Below are 21,270 nucleotides of genomic sequence, written 5' to 3'. Positions count from 1 at the left end.
CTCATAATCATATTTTATAGTTTTTATCACAAATCCCAAGGTTTATCATTCACTCAAAAAAATCCACCTACAGGCATTATCACTATGTCAACAACTATTAAAAACTCAGTTGATAATACTTTATCTGCCAACGCCTATGACTATATCAACTTAAGATATGTTCATTATGATCAAAGTACTAAAAAAATCAAACTAGTCAAACAAGCACCCCCACCTGGGTTGTTTACTAACAACCAATGACCTAAAATTGAAACAAGTGGCAACAAATTATCCAAACTATTCCCAACACCTGCTATTGCTCAAGCAATTGCTGCCACTCTAGGCTGAACTAGTTCAACTAATCAATCTAAACAAACTAGTTTCAGTCGAGATGACTGATTTAATGCACTCAACAAGCCCAACTTAACTTTAGACTTATCAAATAACAACTTAACTAGTATTGCTGAAATTTTTAATCCTTATATTCGCTGGGGTCTTGGCATTTACAATCTTGTTGCAAGTGTTAAACCTGATCCAATTACTCAAAAAGTTAATTATCACATTTTATATGATGGGATTGCTACACTTAAAGTTGATGATAATCAATTACACTATTTTCCTAATGTTAATTTTACTAATTTTCCAGCACTTAAAACTATTAGTGCTTCTCATAATCAAATTAGGGTGATTGGTAATTTTAGTAGTTATGGGATGAATCAGAAAAATACGGGGTATTTGAGTGATAGTGAGATTGCAAATATGAATATGAACCAGGGGAATGGGGGGTCTGCTACTTCTGCTTCTTCTACTACCAACAAATACGATTATTATCAGTACTTAAAAAGTTTGTGAAGTAGTGGGAAGGGGTTGGGTTCTACTGATGATAGTCAGAACCAAGGTGGTTCTGGTTCTTCTTCTTCTTCTTCTTCTTCTTCTGCTTCTTCTACTGAAGAACCCTACACTTATGATGCGAGTGATGTTATGAATCGGGATGAAGTCACAGCCATTATGAAGTGGTTGATGACAGAACTTCCTAAGAAAACTTATGGGCATTTGCCTACTACTACTACTATTAGTAGTAGTAGTAGTGGGGGTGGCACCCCTGGGTCTTCTTCTGGAACCATTGCTAACAATTCCACAAAACAAATCACAGACTACTCCACCTTTCTTGCTGCCATCTCATCTGACGACTTTTATTTTAATAATAAGGATGGGGAAGTGTATGTTAATCAGGTGAATGGTTCTTCTAATGCCAACAACACAGACAATAACATGTATGACTCAGCAAGTGGCATTACTACTGACTCAGATGGTCTCATCCAAGGCAAACAAGCTAATGATCGTTCCAAAGGCCTCAACTTTGGTTCCACCCGCTTAATGATTTCAAAAGACATTAATAATATTGACTTTAGTCATAATCAAATTGAAGCCATTTCCGTATCTCCCAACTTATTTACTAATATTAATTTTAGTAGTAACAAACTCAAATATGTTCCTCCATTAGGGATTAAACCTCTACCTTACTTGCAGTTCTGGTTTTATCATTTATCATTAATGAAGGTGGCAGGAGATCAACAAGGGTTTTATGACACCTTGCACGGACCTGGACCCAATCCTGAGAATTGGGTTCGATATTATAGTACGGGGATGGTGAATGAGAAGCCAGCTGGGTTTAGTCTTGATAGTACAGGTCTTGCCAACGACAAAATCCAACGAGTGGGTTTAGCAGATGTCAATCAAACTTTACCTAAAATTAGTTTTGCTAACAACCAGTTGCTTGATTTTTGACCACAGCAAAAATCAACTGATAGCTGGTATTTATGACCGAAGTTGACGGTTGGTGCAAACGATCGGGAAGGTCCTACAGGGAATATTACTTATGGGTTTGGTGGGGCAAACAGTGGGGGTGGTCTGGTAGGGTCGAACCCTGCTTCCTCCAATGGATCTGGAACTGCCATGCCACAACCTACAGGGACTTCCTCCAAGCAAATTATGATCAAAAACAACCCAACAAATGTGATGGCTAAACCCATCTTTCCATGAAACAACCAAATTGGATCTTCTTCAGACAATACCACCTTCAACCCTTATTTTCGCCGAATTTGAGTTGGAGCGAATTTAGCGGGATTGGTTACTGGAGGAGATAAAACACCCTTTTTCAGCCACACTTATTTAGGGGGGATTAACCGTGATTTTGCTTATCAAGTGGCTGATGTTTCTGATGGGATTGATACAAATGCTAACATTGATCAGTTGAAACTTTTTGGAACAAATCAAGCCGCCTATGGCTCATACAAGTTATGAGCCACTGCTGCACTTGATCGCTGGATTTATGCTCACTGGTTTAATCAACTAAGTGATAATGAAGTGTTATCTAAAGGACAAACTAGTACTTATGCGTTTGATTTTCATGTGGATGATAATGATTCTAGTAGGTTGGTGTTACCAGGGTTTGGGGGTTCTACTGGAAGTTCAAATAGTGGGACTGGCATGGTAGGGGCGAACCCTACTTCCCCCTCCACAGGAAACGGGGGTGGTATGGTAGGGGGAAGTTCTTCCCCCTCCAATGACAAATACAAACAAGTTGGTACTTCCAACTTTAGTGATGATGATGCCTATCAATCATTCAACTCCTTTATTCCTTATTTACTCACACGAACATTACCCCAAAATGGTAACAACCAAAACTCATGAGGGTCTAATAATGGTAGACTAAGTGGTAGAACTCACCCACAAAAACTAGAATTTAAGTTGTATGGAGATGGGAAAGAAATAACTCCAAATGAATGAACCAACGTTGACTGAACGAGTTTTTATGCGAATGCTAATGGGCTTGATTATGATTTGAGTTTGCCTGAGAATGGGGATAACATGATAATGAGTTATTCACCAGGTGAGAGTAATGGGGTGCCTAATAGTAATAATGGTAATAATTCTGGGGTTAATCAAGGGGGTTCTTCTGCCATTAACAATGGCACAGCACCACTAGTTCAACTAATTGGTCAACTGCCCTATTATAATGGAAGAGTGGGTGCAGGCAATTGAACAGTTGCCAATGGTTCAAGTACAACAACAAAACTATCTTCGATCCACCCATTAGGGGTTGATAAGAAGATATTGAAATATTCTCCTAGTGGGTCTAATAGTAGTTCAACTGATCCTTCCTTCTACTACAACAAAATTAAACTAGTGATTCGTGCACCATTACAAAACTGAAACTATAGTTATGATTTTAATTTAGTTCAAAATATTGAGTATAGATTGGATCCTAAGAATGGTGGATCTTCTTCTTCTTCCACCACCAGAACTTTTGATGTTAAGACAACAACTAATCTCAAAAACTATTTTGCAAGTACGATTACTTCTGAAATCTTAAAAAACCATTTAAGTGAGTGAGCTGACACTTCAGCTTATGTTAAAAATTTTATTAGTCAACAAGTTAATGTCATTAATGTTAAATCAGTAGATGAAAATGCTCAATCAGTCACCTTATCTTTTGATGTTAAAGACCAGTTTAATCAGAAGGTAGAGCTTGAAAACATCATCTTAAAAGGGTTTAAGCAGCAGAAAGTGGAGTATGTAACTGGGGGTAAAAGTCAGCAGCAGGGGATGGGTGGTTCTAATCCAGTTAGTCCAACAAGAAAGATTGTGAATGATTTTGATTCTGATCAGAATAATTACCCTAACACCTTTGTTCCTGAAAATGAAAGTGCAGCAAGACAATGGATTTATAGCCATTTTGGCATTAGTTTTGTTGGCTTGGAAGTTGATGAGAATAAGAGAAATCAAATTATGGGAAGTAATGGTGGTCAACCCACAAGCAACAATACTTCCCCCAATAATCTATCCACCTCTAATGTGCTTCCAGACTCAGCTGATTCTTTAATCAAATCATCTCAAGTCTTCTTATTAGACTATTTAAAAAATAAGGCTGATTATGTTTCAAACATCATTATTGATCATTTAAAAGGTAAACTAAGTTTTAGCATCCAAATTAGTGGTAGTTCAACTAATGGTTTTGTCAATATTAATGAAAATATTAGCATTAACAGCTTTAATGTGTTTGATTATGAGATTACTTCAGCTAAACCTGATCAACTTAACTTATCAGCCTATGATTATCAGCTTGATATTAAGAAGTTGCACCCACTTGTTTTACTAAAACAAGGGGTAATTGATTCACAGACAGGGGGGATTGGTGCTGGTTCAAGTACGATGAGTCAAGCATGAGAAGAAAACAAAACAAGTGAGATGTTGGTTGCAGCTAACTTATTACCTAAAAATACTAGTTTGAAAATTACTAATTTAACTGTTGATGCTTTTTCAGGTAAGCTAAGTTTTAGTGTGGGATGGTACCAAAAAAATGATGATCAATTTGAAACATTACTAAAAAGTGTTAGTAGTTCAATTGATCATTTTAATACTACTGCTTCAGTTTTTGAGTGAATTCAAACAAATGATCAACGCTCTAATATTGCTTTTATAAAGCCAGATGGATCTAATGGGACCATTCCAACTGATCCAAGTCAGTTTGTAGCACAATTAAAAGAAAGCTTAAAAAATCAAGCAACTGCTCCTAGAAGAACACGAAGACAAGTTCAGAGCAATGCTAGTTCAACCAACTCTGTCAACAACTTATTATTAAGTTTAATTAAAATTAGTTATTTTAATAATAACAACCAATCTAATGCTAATAGTACTTTAAGTACTACTTTTTTAGATGATCAAAAATCCCAACTTGTTTTTGGCATTATTGATGCTAATAATAGTTTCACTCCTCTATCATCTACTAACTTAGCTCAAGCCATTAGTGTTAATCAAGATGCCAACTTACTAATAATTAAAAATTTAGGCATTAAGGGTGGTTATCATTTTGGTAAGTTTTTTGCTGGTAATAGTTCTGATGCTAACACCCCACTAACTAAATTACCTAACATTAATGTTGAACTAAATCCAAGTCAAACGAAGTTGCAAGTCATTGGAAGTAGTAACAACCAAAATGTGAGTCCAGGCACAGCACAAACTAATCAAGTAAGTGCTACTAGTGGCTTTAAGGATGGTACAACCATTATTAACACTGCTTTAAACACCCAATGAAAACACTTACTACCATCTGAATGATTAGCTCAATTAAGAGCACTAAAACTTAATCAAGCTAATAATACTACTAACATTAATTATAATGACTTTAGTTCTTTAGCAGGTTTTCTTAATCATGTCTTGTTTGCTTCAACTGCAAAACCGATTTATAATACAACAGTTGATTTATTTAATTTTAGTAACATTATAATTAATGATGCAACAGGGTCAATTACTATTCCTGCAAACACGTTGTTTGTCACCAACTATTTTAATAGTAATGATCGTGCTGAAATTGCTAATGCTAATCAGTGGTTTAGTGATCCAATTACTTTTTTCTTATCAAACTATTTTGATCGGTTTGAACCTAAAGAAAAAAATATTATTCCTTTAGAAGATACAACTGTAATTAATAATAATTTACACAATCAAAATGTCATTAGTATTATTAGTAGTTTTAGAAGCTTATTAAATCAAGCTAAAAAGGTGTATGTGTCAAATGAAATTGAATTAAACAAGTTGAGTCCTGAACAATATCAATCATCTTTAGATGCGATTAATTTGCTAAAATACCAATTAGTGAATGACAAATATTATAACAATAGTATTGCTAATGGCTTGTTCAGCAGTGATCTTGATAGTACTACTCAAAGTCCTAAAACAACTAAAAGTGTGCCTAAAACCCAGTTTGAATCAATTACTTTTGACAACATTGATTTTGTTAATGGTAGTGTTAATATTAAAGTTAAAGTGAAAAATGCAATTCAATCGTTTGATCAAAATAATAAAAACTTTCAGTTTGTCACTGCAACACGAACAGTTAGTATTACTAATGCCTTAAAACTGCAATTAGTGCCTAATTGAACTAATTTTCATCCTCTAACACGACAAGTTGTACTAAATCAAGATGAGCTTAATTCATTAACTTTTAGTGTTTTTGGTGTGGTGCAACTTCAAGGATTAAATACTATTAGTGCTCAAAATTATTTTGAGCAGTTGAGAAATAAAACTAATAATCAAGTGATTGATTTAAGTGATAATCAATTGCCCAATAAGATAAAACTAAGCCAGTGAGGTTTAATTGATAGTTCAGGATTAGTTGTTAGTGATCAAGAATTAGAAAATGGTGAGAAAAGTCAATTAGAACAGGCACGAGAACAATTAGAAATGATGTTAACTTCTTTTGGCATTAAACCAGTAATTAATTTTAATGATGTGTATTATAGTAATACTAGTCAGCAACTAATTTTCAATCAGCCGTATTTAATGGTTAATCAGGGGGTGGAGGTTGAAAAGATTAAAAAAGTCATTTTTGATGTTGAAAACCCTGTGTTATCTAATGGTAAATATTATCATCCTAATTTTGGCTCAGTTGTGCTTGAAGGATTTAAGAAGGAGCAGATTGTGGTGAGAAGGAAGGAAGGAAGTAACAATAAAATTTAATAATAAAAATTTTTTAATAATTTTGAGCAAATGATGTAATTTGATACATTAAATAAATTATTATTACAAGATCTCTGTTTTTATAATAATTTCTTGCTAAAAAATAATAATTATTTAAATTTTTTAAAAATATATTTTGATATTGATTTTTAAAAAATTTCTTAATTCATTAATTGTTTGATTGATCTTCTGACTAATACATTTATAATTAATACTTTGAAATGATTTTAATTTAAAACTTAATTATTTGATAATAATTGAATTAAGTGATATTGATTAAAAAAATTAAGAATTTTTTGATCAAAACATTGTTTTTGATTACTTGAAATTTTAATTAAGTTTAAATTATGAAGATTATTGTCATCATTAAAATCAATTGCTATACTTGTCAAAACAAAAAATAATGTATTTAATAAAATTAATTTTGTCATGTAACAATTATTTAATGATTTTAATGATAATTAAATCTCAACTAACTTTAATAAAAAAATCAAAATACAACTTTAAAACTTAAATAATCTTATTTGAAACTATTTATATTATTTTTAATATAAAATTATTTTATTGTTTTAGGACTCTTTTAAAAATGAAGGAAAAAGAAAATTATGTAAAATTAAATGATTATATAACAATTATTAAAGGGAAACAACTTAACAAAGACAAAATGTTATTAGTTGAAAAATATCCAGTAATTAATGGTGGCACTTCACCTTCGGGATATTTTAATCAATATAATCAAGAAGCAAATACAATTACAATTTCTCAAGGAGGAGCATCATCTGGTTATGTCGATTTTCAAAAAATCAAATTTTGGGCTAGTGCTCATTGTTATGTTATAAAACCAAAAAATCAACAAATACTTTTAAACAAATATTTGTATTATATTCTTAAGAATAATGAAAAAACTCTTAAAGAGCAATCATATGGAGCAGGAATACCTGCATTAGCAAAAGAATCTATTTTAAATTTAAAAATTAATTTACCAAATATTAATGAACAAAAAGAAGTTATTAGAATTCTTGATTCATTTACAGATTATTCACAAGAACTAGAATTTGAATTAGAATCCCGAAAAAAACAATATAACTTCTATAGAAATAAACTTTTAAATTTACATTATTTAACTGATTTTAAAATTTACAAATTAAAAGATATTGTTGATTTTAAAAAAGGTGCTACAAACACTATAGCAAATAAAGTTAGTAAATATCCAATTGTTTCTGGTGGAGTTAAAATCCAAGGATATAGTAATGATTTTAATAGAGACAAAAAATCTATAACTATTTCTTCTTCAGGTTCTGCTGAATTTGTTGCATTTTGAGATACTCCAATTTTTGCACGAGATTGTTTTACTGTCCATGCAAAAGAAGAAATAATTCTTCAAAAATATTTGTTTCATTTTTTAAAAAATAAACAAAATTATATTTATTCACTAAAAACAACTGGGACGATTCCACACGTATATCCTTCTACAATTTCTGATATTCAAATTTTTGTTCCTAATTTAAAAATTCAACAAAAAATTATTGATGTACTAGATAATTTTGAAAAAATTTGTTCAGACTTAAATATTGGTTTACCCACAGAAATTGATCTTAGAAATAAACAATATCAATATTATCGCAATAAATTATTAACATTTACAAGTAGCACTCTAAGAGAGAGAGAGAGAGAGAGTTGAAAAAATGGATTGATTAAGATTATCAATTTCGTACATTCCAACAGTGCAAATTCAAGCAATTTAAATAACAATAATTATGTAAAACTAAAACAATATATCAAAATTACTGTTGGTGACTATATAGGCAAAAAAGATATGTTAGAAAATGGTAAATATCTAGTTATAAGTGGTGGGGTCTCACCTACTGGTTATTATCATAACTATAATCAAGAAAGTAACGTGATTACTATTGCTAATCGTGGCAGTACTGGACATGTAGATTTTCAAAAAGAAAAATTTTGACTTGGAAGTAATTGTTTTGCAATAAAAAGTTTAAATCAAAACATACTTTTAAACAAATATTTATATTACTTTCTTAAAAATAATGAGAATTTTTTAAAAAATCAATCATATGGTTCTGGAATATCTTTATTAGCAAAAGAATCAATTTTAAATATAAAATTATTTCTTCCTAGTCTAAAAATTCAACAATATATTGTTAATATTTTAGATCAATTTGAAACACTAACTAATGATTTATCTAAAGGTTTACCTGCAGAAATAAAACTTAGAAATAAACAATATCAGTATTATCAAAATTTATTATTAACAACAAATTAATATTAAGAAATAATTAGTAAATAATTGACTATAAATTAAATAATGATTAAATTAATAAAAAATGTTCAATCCAATAAAAAACATTGAATTGAACATTTAATAGTATATTAATTTCTTTATTAAAATTAATATTTAATATTTGTAATTAGAAATTTGAACAATGACATTTTTATCATTTAAATATTTTTGATAAATTTTTTTACTTTTAATTGTTCATAAACATAATGGCATTTTAAAACTTAAAATATCATCACTAAATTGATCATATATTGTTGTTCAAGGATGTAAGTATGAGCAAATTGCTTTAATTCTTAAAGGATCAACTGCTTTTAATTGTTTTTTAGTTCAAAACAAAAATCCTAATTTTCATTTAGAATCAAGTTGATGCATTATTTCTAAAGATTGAAAATTAAAAGAAGAAAAAATAATTTTATTTTTTGCTTCAGGATATTGAATTGATAAATCATGAATTGCTTTTTCAATATTAGGATAGTGAATTAAATCCGTTTTAATTTCAACATTAATAATACTTAATTGTTCTAAATGTAAATAACGATCATAAAATTCTTTTAATGTCATAATTTCTTGTTTAGGAACATCAACATTAAAATTAGCAGCAGCATTCATTTTTTTAATTTCAGTTAAAGTTAAATTTTCAATTTTACCTTTTAACAAACAAGTTCGATCAACTGTTTCATCATGAATAATTACTAATTGCTTATCTTTGGTTAAATGAACATCAAGTTCCATACCATCAAAACCATACAAATTAGCAGTATCAAAACTAAGTTGGGTATTTTCAGGTGCAATGCTACTATAACCCCGATGAGCTAATAATAACTGTTTTGCTTTTTTCATTAATTTAATTCCCTTCAACGATAATAACGAATTCCATATGGTCTCATCATTCGATAATTAGAATATCACACTAAAAATCCCATAAATAATCCTAAAAAAGCAACACCAATACCAATTGCAATAATAATTTGATAACCAGTTTGATTAGTAATAATTTTTCCTGATTCAGGTTTTTGATATATTGCTTTATCTTGAATGCTTGATGCTACTTGATAAAATCATGCATCAGAAGAAAAACCAACAAAACTTAAAACTGCAGTTACTGTACCATAAGAATTAGCAGGACGTTTAATTTCACCAATTTGAGCATATCTTAAAGTTACCATAATTCATGACAATACTGATGTCATAAAAAAGATTAAAACCATAAAGACTTGAACAGTAATTTTAACGGGTTCTGAATTAGTATTATAAAGTTCTGGTAGAAAAATAAAAATTACTACTAAAATAAAACCTAAAAATAAAGCGACAATTAAAGCTAATGTTAAAGAACTTAAACGATCTGATATTTTACCAACTCAAGCACTAATAGCAAATCTTAAACCATATAAACGAATTCCACCAATAACAATTAAAGCAATTCCTGGTAATTCAACAACATTAATTAACATTTGATTTAAAAAATAAGCAAATGTTGATTGGAACATGTACATTCCTAACAAAAAGAAAGAAAGCGCTCACACTCTTCAATCTTGCATACATAAAATTAAATCTTTAAATTTAACACCAACTTTTTCAAGTGATTTTTTTTCTTTAACAAAAAAGTATAAACCAAAAGCAGTTAGTAATAAAATTAGTCCAAAAATATAAATATAAACAACAAAAGCAGTGTCATAACGATAATTTGAATTTGTTGAATTTTGTGAAACATAACTTTGAGTTACTAATTGCACAATTAAACCAATTGCAAAGACAAAAACCAAACCAATCACACCATTTAATGATCCTTGAAGACCATAAACTAATCCTTGATTTTCTTTATCTGCTTGTAATGAAACTAGTTTTCATAATGGTGCTCAAAATAATAAAGTAGAACTTACACCCCAAATTGCAAAAATCGCATAATATTGACCTCTTAAAACAGATGTAGATAATTTGCTACTTTCCAAAATTAAACTTCCAAATCAAAAAGTAACAAGCCCTGTTATAATTACTGAAACAATTAAAAGTCACCGCGAACTAAATTTATCAGTTAATCATCCACTAGGAATTTGCATAATTAACGTTACCCATCCAATAATAGCGGTCATTTGACTAACATCACTTTCTTCAACATTAAGATATAAGTGAATGTTAGGAATTAATGATTTTAAATAATAAGGTGCAGCAATTGTAAAAACATCAATCGCTGCTAAAACAGTAATTGCTAAAACTTTTTTTCAACCTAATTGATTAATTTTTTGCTTTAAAGTCATATTTTATTTTACCAATCTTAAATGTTTAGCGTCTCTTGGTTTTAAAATTGCTAAATAAATATCACCAAAATAAAAACCTAAAGCGATTGAAAAGAAAAATAATGAAAATATCACAACAATATCAGGATAAATTAAAAAGAGATTAGTTGCAGCAATCACTCAAATAAAAATTGGACTAATAACACAAATAAAAAAGATTTTAATAACTGCAGAAACATTTTTCTTTAAATAAAAACGATCAACACCAAAAAAACCAAGAAATATTGCTAATAATAAATGAGTTTTATAATTTAAGTTTGATACACCAACAGTTCATTCTTTGCTAAAAAGAGGATAAACATCAATTTTTTTCTCATTAGCTAACTGATTAGCATAAGCAATATCGCTTTTAATTTTTTCTTCTGATAAATAAAATATATTTTTTTTCATAAGTAATAAGAAATTAACACCAAAATTTTTTAATATATTACTTTTGTATATTTATAATTTTAACAAAAATCAATCTAAAAATGATTTATTATTATTTCTAAATCAAACTGAGTTAATAGAAAATCAAATTTTTTCATTTTATAAAAAAATTAACTTAACAAATGATTTTGATAAGATTATTTATTTAATTAAAATTTAAGATTTATTTAATTGCAATCAAATCTTAAAAAATAAAAATTAATTTAAAAATTATTTAAAATTTTAATATTTACAAAAAATAACTTTAATAACAAAAATAATAATTATTGTTATGTTTAATTTATTATCCTTTTTGGTAAAATATCTTACTAAAACAAAAATAAAATTTTAAAAAATTAACATTTAAATTTAATCTTATTTAAATTAATTTAACAATTATTAAATGACAATTAATAATCTTTCTTTTAATAAATAACTGTTGATATTTTGATTATCTTAAAAATAATTGTCATCATTGTTTTCAAATCCATTTTTTAAAATTTAACAAATTAATTAAGATTAAATTTTTGTTACTTTGAAATAGAATTGATAATTTATTAATATAATCATTTTTATTTATTGAATCATTTTTAAAATTTTGGAAGGAAACTAGAAATTTGCTGGTTTTTCTAAAAAATATTTTCAGAAGTATTAGAAATAATTGATTATCAATTTTTTCTTTAGTATTCTTTATTAGTGTTATTAGTACTGTATATTCTGCAGCTACTAATTTAGTTACTAATTTAAGTTCTAATGTCAAAAAAGTTAATCAGGAAAGTGGAGTCCATGATGCTGTCATTAATCCTGATTATGGTTATGGTAATGCTAACTTTGTTGCTTCTGATCAACCTCAATATCGTAAACATTTAGTAACTCAAATTAATTCAACTGCTGCTCAAGTTTATATTAAAAATCAAACAACTCAACAATGAAGTTTGAATGGTCAAGCAGTTCCTCTTCACACTAAAAACGCAATTCCACCTGCGTGTTTTCCTACAGGATCGCCCATTAGTGACAACATTAAAGTTTATAATTTTTTAAATCCTGAAGAATTAGTTTTTAATAATCAAGGTCAATTAATTAGCCAACAAATTAATGTTACAAGTCAATGCGGTGTTGGTGGAATTGTTAGTGAAAGTACTATTTTAGACCCTAATTCACCTAATCCTAATGATGTTCAAGGATATAATTACGTTAAAAATCTTTTTGATGATGCAGGAATAAAGAAATTAAGTGAATCTGAAGATATTTATGAAAATAATGCTAATTCAAGTTATTTAATTGAAGTCAAAGTTAGTGGTGATAAAAAAGATCAATATAATGGACGTGCTGCCATTACTAAAATTCTTGATCAATCAATTAACACTTTAAATCCTAATTATCAGCAATGGACTAAAGGATTTAAAAAGTTTTATGATCTATTTAATAATTCGCCAAAAACAAGTGCAACTAGCACAACTAATAATCAAGTCAATAATCAAACTGCTGATAATAACAATCCAGTAAGTGATGAACCTAATCCATTAGAACAATTTAATATTAGTGATTTTGATAAAAAAATTGCAGAAAATTATTTAAAACCATTTATTAGTAGCACTAACATTGATGATCTGAATAAAAACGATCTAATTAATTTAATTAAAAATAATCTTAGTAGTTATAAACTGACTGATAGTAATGATAAAAAATATGATTTAAATAAAATAGCACAAAACATTTACAAATCGATTTTTTATCAATGAAAAATTGATCATAGTAATGATTTTAGTGCATCAGTTCAAATTTTAAAAGCATCATCATTTGCAAAATTAAAAAGTTATATTGGTCAAGAAAACGAAATTAATCAAAGTAGTAAATATACTGAGTATTCACCTGAAAAAAAATTTATTTTTTCTGCAACTGATCAATCTAGTCAAAAAGGTTTTATTAATTTTATTAACCAACTTAATGATCAAGATAAAAACCAGTTATATGATGTAGCAGTTGATTCAATTAAAAATTCAATTACAACACAAAATAATGCTCATTCTTCTGATCAAATTAGTTTAATTAAAAACTTTATTATTAATCATAAATTATGAACTGTTGATAATGTTTTAAATGATTTTGTTTTCAAAAATCCAATTAACAATAAAAATGAGAAATATAAAATTAATCGTAATGAACTTAAATCAATTATTGTTAATCAAGCCAAAAATGATGCAAATGTATTAGATGCTAATAATGATGATTTAACTAATAACTCTGCTGCAAATCAATCATCAGTTAATAATAATGACTTAATTAATTACAAAGTGATTCAAAGTAATTATCAACCAGATAATAATTATGTTAATCGTTTAATTATTCAAGATGGCAATCCTCTTTTTTATACATCTTCATATAGTAATTATCAAATTTTACAAAATTGATTAAACTTACGTAAAATTAATAAAAATTTAACACCATCTCAAGAAACACCATTTATTAAGATGTTGTTAAGAGCCAAATTTTCTTCACAAAAAATTTATGATGTTTTTAGTAAATATTTAAGATATTTAGAAGTAAATAATGATTCAAGTAACTTAAATACTGATGCCACAAAAGTTTTTTTAAATCCTCAAGAACGCGAGCAAATTCGTGATTATTTAAACCAAATTCAAAATGGTTTTTGAGATTATAATGGTTATCAACTTAATTTCAATTTTACTTCGGTTGATTTCTTTAAAACATTATCAACGATTTCAATTGACTTACAAAAAATTACTCAAGTACCTGCACCAGCATATTTAAATGATACTATTAGTAATTTTGTTATTGTCTCTCCTGAATTAGCACGAAAATTTAATAAAACTCCAATTAGTGATGAAGCATATAATGACTTTAAATTATTAGCTAATTCAGAACAATTAAACCAAAATGATTGAGAATTTCAACTTAATAACTTCATTTTAAATCCAAAAAATGCTCGTCATATTCTTGATGCAGGTGGATTAAAATCAATTATTGTTGGGGTTGGTATTACTGCTGATTTTGTTTTTCCTTCAATTTCATTATTTAGTTTGATTCCTGATCCTAATCATGAAGCATTAATTTATACTAATGCTAATGGCTATAATCGTTTTCTAGCACGTAATCCTGCAGGAACACCTGAAAATTATATTGCCATTTCAGTTCCTGAATCAATTCGTCAAGTTGGTTTAGTAAAACAATTCATTGAACAACTAAAACCAGAAATTAATAACTATGCATCTACTGGAAAGATTTTTTATGATGCTAATGACACTAGTATGACTTTTTCAGCTAGTGCATACAGATTAGTTTTTGTTGATAACATCATTAATGTTTTATATTTAGTTAGTTATCTTTTAATTGCAGTTGTTGTTGTTTTAACTTTATTTGGAGTAATTGTTTTAGTCAAAAGATATTTCAAAAATAATTCTAAAGTTTTTGGTAATCTAGGCGCTAATGGAATTTCAAAACTTAGCATTATTGTTTCATCAATTATTTTTGTCACAATTCCTGCTGTGATTGGACCAATTATTGGTTATTTCATTGGCTTGTTTACTCAAGATAATTTATTTAATATTTTATCTAATTATTGGTTTTTAGATTCAGCACCAGTTAACTTTAATTTTTTAACTTTAGTTTACTATATTTTAATTCCATTAGGTGTTCTAAGTTTAGTGACAATAATTGCTTCAGGACTAACCATTAAAGCATCTTCATTAGTTTTAATGCGTGAGAATCCGATTTTTAAACAAAATAAATTTAGTTTAAAAGTTAATAGTCTTTTCAATACGTTCACTCCTTTATGAAAATTCCGTTTAATTGTTGCAACTAATTCTTTACCACGAATTTTTTTGTTATCAGGAATGAGTTCATTAATGGTCATTATTTTGATTTTTGTTTTTTCTAACATTGGTCAATTCAATAAAATCGCTAATAGTGAAATTACTACTAAAAAATTTGATTATGCTGTTCAATATAATAGTAATACTAATGAATATCTTCAAACACCACTATTGTCTTATAATCAATTAGGACAAACATATTTAAATCCAATTGAACAAAATGTGCCAACAATTTTTAGAAATAGTACTAATTCTAATTTAGAAGTATTCAATTGAAAAATTAATCAAGAAAATCCTTTATTAGTTTCAACTAATATTAATAATTACTTTGAAAATAGTGTTGATAAATTTGGTGCAAAATTTAATAACGAATTAAAAACTGATCCTAATCTAGCTTTTAATAATTTAAATCAAGCATTACATTTTGATCCTGCTAAAACTAATCGTTGAGCTCAAGATAGTATTCTATCTAATTTCTTACTACGTTCTGAATGAGATGCAAATAAAAAACATTTCAAATCAAATAGTTTACCAATTCCTGATGTTAACAATGCAAAACAACATGTTTTTTATGCCTCATCAGAAGCAGCTAATTCAATTCAATCTAAAGCCAATACTGCTAATACTAACATTATTAATTTAGATAAAATTAGAGAACATGAAAACGCTTTTAATCCAAACATTAAAAATCAAAAAGAATTTTATTATGCTGATTATATTCCAGTTAATCAAGAAGATACAAGTCCTAATAAGAACAATGTTGTTCTTGCAGCAGATGGAACACCATTGTTTAAACCTTTAGCAGATTTGTATCAAAATAAAGCACCATTATTAAAAAATAATAATGGCACTAGTGCTGAATATGTTTCTTATACTACTTCTTCAGAAAATGAATATAGTAGTCGTTGAATGACAACTAATCAAGATTTTCACGAATTTAGTTATGATGATCCTAATCCAACTAATAATAATGATCCAATTAGTACTCAACAACCAACTCAGAAAAAAATTAAATTACCACATTTAAGTCGTTTATATCGTGATAATGCTAATTACTGAATTTTCTCAATTGATGATCGTAATGCAATTCAAACTAACTTAAATTTCTTACGTAATCGCGTTATAACTAAATTATTACTAGATAACACAATTAAAGTTAATGAATTTGGTTTGAAATTAAACATTAATATGTGAGATATTATTCGACCAATTCTAAATCAAGCTTCACCAGCTGTTTTAAATCAAATTGAAAAAAATCACATTCAATTAATTCGTCATATTTTATCTAGTCGTTATGGTGCTTTTTTCTTAAATAGGTTTTTTACAATGCACCAATTAAATAATCCAGTTAATCATTTTAATGATGGTGATTTATTTAATGGTCATCCAAGTTATTTAATTAGACCAGAAGACATCACAAAAGTTAATAGTATTAATCATAATCAAGATTCTAGTATTAGTGATCCTAAAAACAATCAACCTGATGAAAGAAAAATTACTCCTGGACTTTATTATTTAGATAGTAGTAAAACAGTTTATTTATACTTAAACCCATTGCAAGATTCTACTAAAAAAGAAAATAAATATTCTGTTTTTGCTTTATTTCGTCCTGATTATTTATATTTAGTATTATCAATTTTAAATGATCCTGAATTTGCTGCTCCAGGAGTTGGTCCTGCAAAAATTAGTTTTGGTGATCAAGTAGTATTAGCTGATTATAATGATCCAAAAAAACAATGAACTACTACAGGTGTTCCTGAAGTTGATGCTCAACAAAATGTTGGCTTAACTGCTTCAACTTTTAGTGATCAAGCAATTGATTATACTAAAACTGTTAATGGTGATCAAACTTTCACTTATTTAAAAGGTCATTTTGATCATCAAGAAAATGAAGATTTAATTACAGGAATTAAACAAGATCTAAGGGGAAGTTACTTACATTTAACTAATGAAAATAATCAAGTAATTAATCATCTCTTATATCAAGAATTAACTTATGATCAAGATAATAATCCAATCTATCCAATCATTGTTAATTTATTTGCTGCTAAAAAACATAATTTAAATTTAAACCAATTAATTCGTTTTATTCCAAACAACACAACTAATCGTTTTATTAATAAGATTAATAAAGTAGTAAACAATAAACCAGTTACTTTTAAAATTGTTGGTTTTAATAATACTTATTATCAAAATGCTTATTTCATTTCTCAAAGAAATGCAAATCTGATTTTAGGTTTGAATCCTGAATATGGTTATAATGGAATTTTTACTAAACATAATCAAAACTATCAACAACCAATTCAGTTTAGTGATGTTGTCTCGATATATTCTCAATCTGGAATTTATGCTCCAGTTTTATTTGATCCAAGTTCAGCTGCAACTAAAGAATTAATTTTACAACCAGAAACTCAAGTAGGATTAATTAATATTCCAAGTAATTTAGAAATATTAAAAGCACAATATAACATTCCAGTTAATTTAACTACAATTGATGATATTATTAATTTCTTTAGAGATATTTATGGTGAATCTGTATTAAATCCAGCTGTGACTAATTTAAATGATTCTAATACAACTAATTTATTGTTTGATAAATTATCAACTACGATTCAATCTTTAATTTCAATTATTTTAATTATTTTTGTTCCATTATTAGTCATTATGGTAATGATGGTTACTTCATTAGTAATTGATGATTTAAAACAATTATCAGTAATTATGATTATGTTAGGATTTAATAATTGAGAAAACGCAATTACAGTTTTAACTTATTTAATTCCTGTGTTATCAATTGCATCAATTGTTGGAATACCATTATCAATTATCTTTTTACAAACATATGTTGGTATTGTTTTAAATGTTATTTCCATTTTCTTACCAATTAAACTAGTTTATTGGTATTTCTTATCTAGTATTGGTATTTTACTAGCAATCTTTACTTTTGCCTTTGCTCAATCTTATCTAAAACTGAAAAAAATCTTTTTACCAATTGCTATGAAATCATTTGGTGATTAGAACGATTTTTAATAATTAAATCTAAAATCATAAAAAATTAATTCAAAAAAGTTCAATTAAAATCTGCTTTTGACTAAAATTGCTTTAATAAATAATATGAATTGAAGTCAAGAAAGGATAAAAATATGATATTAGGTTTAAAACATTTAAATAATGAACAAAAATCGATTATCTATGCAGGTGCAAATGCTCAAACTGTTGTTAGATCAATTGCTAAACTAGCAAAAATGACAAGTTCAACAAAAATTAAACCAATTGTTAAAAAACCTACTATAAAGCTTAAAACTGCTGCTATTAGAACAAGAGGTAGACCAAAGAAAAATGCTAATAATAAAATCGTTGCTAAAACAACTAAAAAAGCAACAAAAATATTAGAAAATATTAATGGTGCTGAAATAACTAATGCATCTCATGAACAATCTTTAGTAGTCAATCAAAGTCAAATTCAAGAGCAATTAAATGAGAAAAATCAAAGTGGTTTTTGAAAACGGACTTTTAATAATGCTAAAGCAAAACTAGTGGAATTTTTAGACAATAAAGACAGTCAAGCAACTAAAACTTTTGGTATTAGTAATAGCCGACTGTATCAATTAGGAATATGACCATTAGCAGTTGTATCTAGTTTTGCTGGATTAACTAGTAATATTCAAACAGCAAATGAAATTTTAAATGAACCACCAACTAAGCGACAAATTTATCAAGATAAAAATGGTATTTATCGTGAATTAAGATCTGATCATTATGATGGTGTTTATTCACAAAGTCAAAGACGTCAAGATCGTTATGCCATTAATGCTAGTCGAATGCAACCATTCATTAGAGTTAATGCTGATCCTAGAAAATCAACAATTACTTTTGGAGCGCCATTCTTTTTTTAATTATGAATCAGTTAAAATTAAAAAAACTTTCTTTAGAAAGTAAAATGAAAGTTGTTGGTGGTGGAGTTACTTTTAGTGTCATTTTAGGAATTGTTGGATTTATTCAAACAATTTCTTTACTAGTTTCTATGATTGTTGATCTTGCTAAACCCCCAGTTAAAACTGAAACAGAAATATTAGAAACACCATATCAAGTTAAACCAAATGTTGTCAATAAACCTAAAGTACAAAAAGATCAGTTACCACGATATCTTCGTTATCAAAATTTAGAAGATCAAAGTCGTAATATTGTACTTTCTTAAATTAATTAATTTGTCCTATTAAAATTTATGTCAGAAATAAAAATAAAACCTCGATTTATTAAAACTCCTATTGATTTTTCTAAGTCAATTATTGCTACACAATATTTACAACAAGCTAAAGTACTACGCAAATGAGAAAATAAATTTGCTGAAGATTGTTTTGAATCATTACCACAACCATCAGTTTTTTTAGAATTAATTCAAGAATTAGAGAAAAAAACTTTTATTTTTAAAACAATTAATTACATTAAAAGTTGTTATCAAATTGATCAGAATGATCATGACAATCAAGTTAAATATACTAATGATGAAATTGAAAATTTTATTATTGAAGAGTTTATTTATGATCATCAAATTAAAGTTGATGATGAAGAAATGAAGTTTTTTCTTAAAATCTTTCCTGAAGCTAATCAAACAAATGTCCATTATTTTCTATCATGTAAAAAACTTTATGATTTTCTTTTAAAAAATTTTAAGTTTGAATTTGATTATGGTGAATTAATTGAATATTTAGAACAAAGAAAAAGTTATCAAAAATCAATTAATGTTAACTTATTACAATGAAAACGTTTAGACAAATGATTGCAAAAATATAACTTAAACTTTTTAAACCAACAATTTAGTCAAAATTTTTTTGATTATTGTTGAAAGAAAAATCAAACAAATTTTTTAACTAATGATTATTTTAAAAAATTTATTGACCAATCTAATTTCACTCAAAAACAACAAGAAGAAATTGAATCAATTGTTCCTAAATGTCTTAATCTTAATGATAAACAGTTTTGATTACCTTATAAAAACCAATTTCAAAAAAATTTAACAATCGCTTTAAAAAACACACCTAATCAACCAATTAGTAAAATTATTATTGATGTGATGCATGAAATTATTGAAAATTATTTAGTACCTAATATTTATGAATCTACTTTTGGTTGAAAATTAAAATCAGATCACTCATTAAATCACAAAAATTATTAATATATTATTAAAAAAATAAAAAAACCTTCTTAATGATTAATTTCATTTTAAGAAGGTTTTTTAATTGATTTTTTTTCAAAAAAAAGTTAAGTTTAAATTACATCAGTAGTAATATGTAAACGACGACGCATTAGTTTACTAATTAAATTATCTACTTGCTCAACTAAATTTTTTTTAAATTGAGATATTGTCGTGTTATTTTCAACAACATACCAATCACTTTTAATTTCAGGTTTTAAATATTTTGCAGCATGAAGAGTAGGATTATCGCAAATTAAATAATCGCGCTTAACATAAATAATGGCATCAGTAACATCATGAAAAAAGTACTGGTGATTTAAATAAATCGCCATTTCTACAAAAATAACTTGGTCTGATTTACGAGCTGCTTCTGCTAGTTTTACTAATTTAGCTTTAATTAAAGGTAACATAACCGAATTTAATTTCATTAAATTTTGGTTTTCATTAGTAACTGAATTATGACCTTGAAAAATTCATTCATTGATTAAATCACGACGTACTTGATTTTTATCAACAAACTCTGCTCCTAATTTATTTTTAATGGCATTATAACCAATTTCACCATAATTATAAATATAATGAATTCAGTCATCAACACAGAAAACTGAATAATTTTGCGCTTTTAAAATTTCCAAACCAACTGATTTGCCTGAACCCTTTAAACCACAAAGAATAACTAACATATTTAATTTATTTCTCAAATAATATTCTTTGTAATTTTATCATAATCTTTATTAA

10 protein-coding genes are annotated in these 21,270 nt (G+C 27.2%); 6 read left to right on the top strand and 4 right to left on the bottom strand.

Annotated elements, in window-relative coordinates:
• Window positions 1–84 precede the first annotated feature (84 nt).
• Both MCAV_RS01315 and MCAV_RS01310 read left to right on the top strand, forming a co-directional pair.
• Complete coding sequence (locus MCAV_RS01315; RefSeq protein ID WP_391592089.1) at window positions 85–6,501, top strand: hypothetical protein; 6,417 nt, start codon at window positions 85–87, stop codon at window positions 6,499–6,501.
• 586 nt (window positions 6,502–7,087) lie between these two features.
• Window positions 7,088–8,782, top strand: a complete 1,695-nt coding sequence (locus MCAV_RS01310) for a restriction endonuclease subunit S (protein ID WP_391592088.1) — start codon at window positions 7,088–7,090, stop codon at window positions 8,780–8,782.
• A gap of 132 nt (window positions 8,783–8,914) precedes the next feature.
• On the opposite strand, the gene MCAV_RS01305 is transcribed toward MCAV_RS01310, so the two are convergent.
• The 3 genes from MCAV_RS01305 to MCAV_RS01295 are packed head-to-tail and all read right to left on the bottom strand — an operon-like array spanning window position 8,915 to window position 11,484.
• Complete coding sequence (locus MCAV_RS01305; RefSeq protein WP_391592087.1) at window positions 8,915–9,640, bottom strand: glycerophosphodiester phosphodiesterase family protein; 726 nt, start codon at window positions 9,638–9,640, stop codon at window positions 8,915–8,917.
• Window positions 9,640–11,055: an MFS transporter gene (locus tag MCAV_RS01300; protein WP_391592086.1), complete on the bottom strand. Its 1,416-nt coding sequence runs from the start codon at window positions 11,053–11,055 to the stop codon at window positions 9,640–9,642. Before MCAV_RS01300 ends, MCAV_RS01305 begins: the two co-directional genes overlap by 1 nt.
• Before the next feature lie 3 nt (window positions 11,056–11,058).
• Entirely contained in the window at window positions 11,059–11,484 is a 426-nt protein-coding gene (locus MCAV_RS01295; protein WP_391592085.1) for a TM2 domain-containing protein, read from the bottom strand.
• Between the two features lie 635 nt (window positions 11,485–12,119).
• Here MCAV_RS01295 and MCAV_RS01290 point away from each other — a divergent pair.
• From MCAV_RS01290 to MCAV_RS01275, 4 genes are all read left to right on the top strand, one after another.
• A complete protein-coding gene (locus MCAV_RS01290; protein WP_391592084.1) occupies window positions 12,120–18,353 on the top strand; it encodes an FtsX-like permease family protein in 6,234 nt (2,077 codons plus the stop codon).
• 125 nt (window positions 18,354–18,478) lie between these two features.
• Window positions 18,479–19,231: a hypothetical protein gene (locus tag MCAV_RS01285; protein ID WP_391592083.1), complete on the top strand. Its 753-nt coding sequence runs from the start codon at window positions 18,479–18,481 to the stop codon at window positions 19,229–19,231.
• A gap of 2 nt (window positions 19,232–19,233) precedes the next feature.
• Window positions 19,234–19,533 carry a hypothetical protein gene (locus MCAV_RS01280; RefSeq protein ID WP_391592082.1) on the top strand — a complete coding sequence of 100 codons (300 nt, stop codon included), beginning with the start codon at window positions 19,234–19,236 and terminating at the stop codon, window positions 19,531–19,533.
• A 27-nt stretch (window positions 19,534–19,560) separates the two neighbouring features.
• A complete protein-coding gene (locus tag MCAV_RS01275) occupies window positions 19,561–20,511 on the top strand; it encodes a hypothetical protein (RefSeq protein WP_391592081.1) in 951 nt (316 codons plus the stop codon).
• A 92-nt stretch (window positions 20,512–20,603) separates the two neighbouring features.
• Here the strand turns inward: MCAV_RS01275 and MCAV_RS01270 are convergent, their stop codons facing one another.
• Entirely contained in the window at window positions 20,604–21,215 is a 612-nt protein-coding gene (locus MCAV_RS01270) for a dephospho-CoA kinase (RefSeq protein ID WP_391592080.1), read from the bottom strand.
• Between the last annotated feature and the right edge of the window lie 55 nt (window positions 21,216–21,270).

Origin of the sequence: [Mycoplasma] cavipharyngis, from assembly GCF_042984175.1 — a bacterium.
Lineage (GTDB): Bacteria > Bacillota_I > Bacilli_A > Mycoplasmatales > Mycoplasmoidaceae > Mycoplasma_N > Mycoplasma_N cavipharyngis.
Note: the sequence above shows the minus strand (reverse complement) of the source record. Positions and strands in the feature narration are given on the sequence as shown.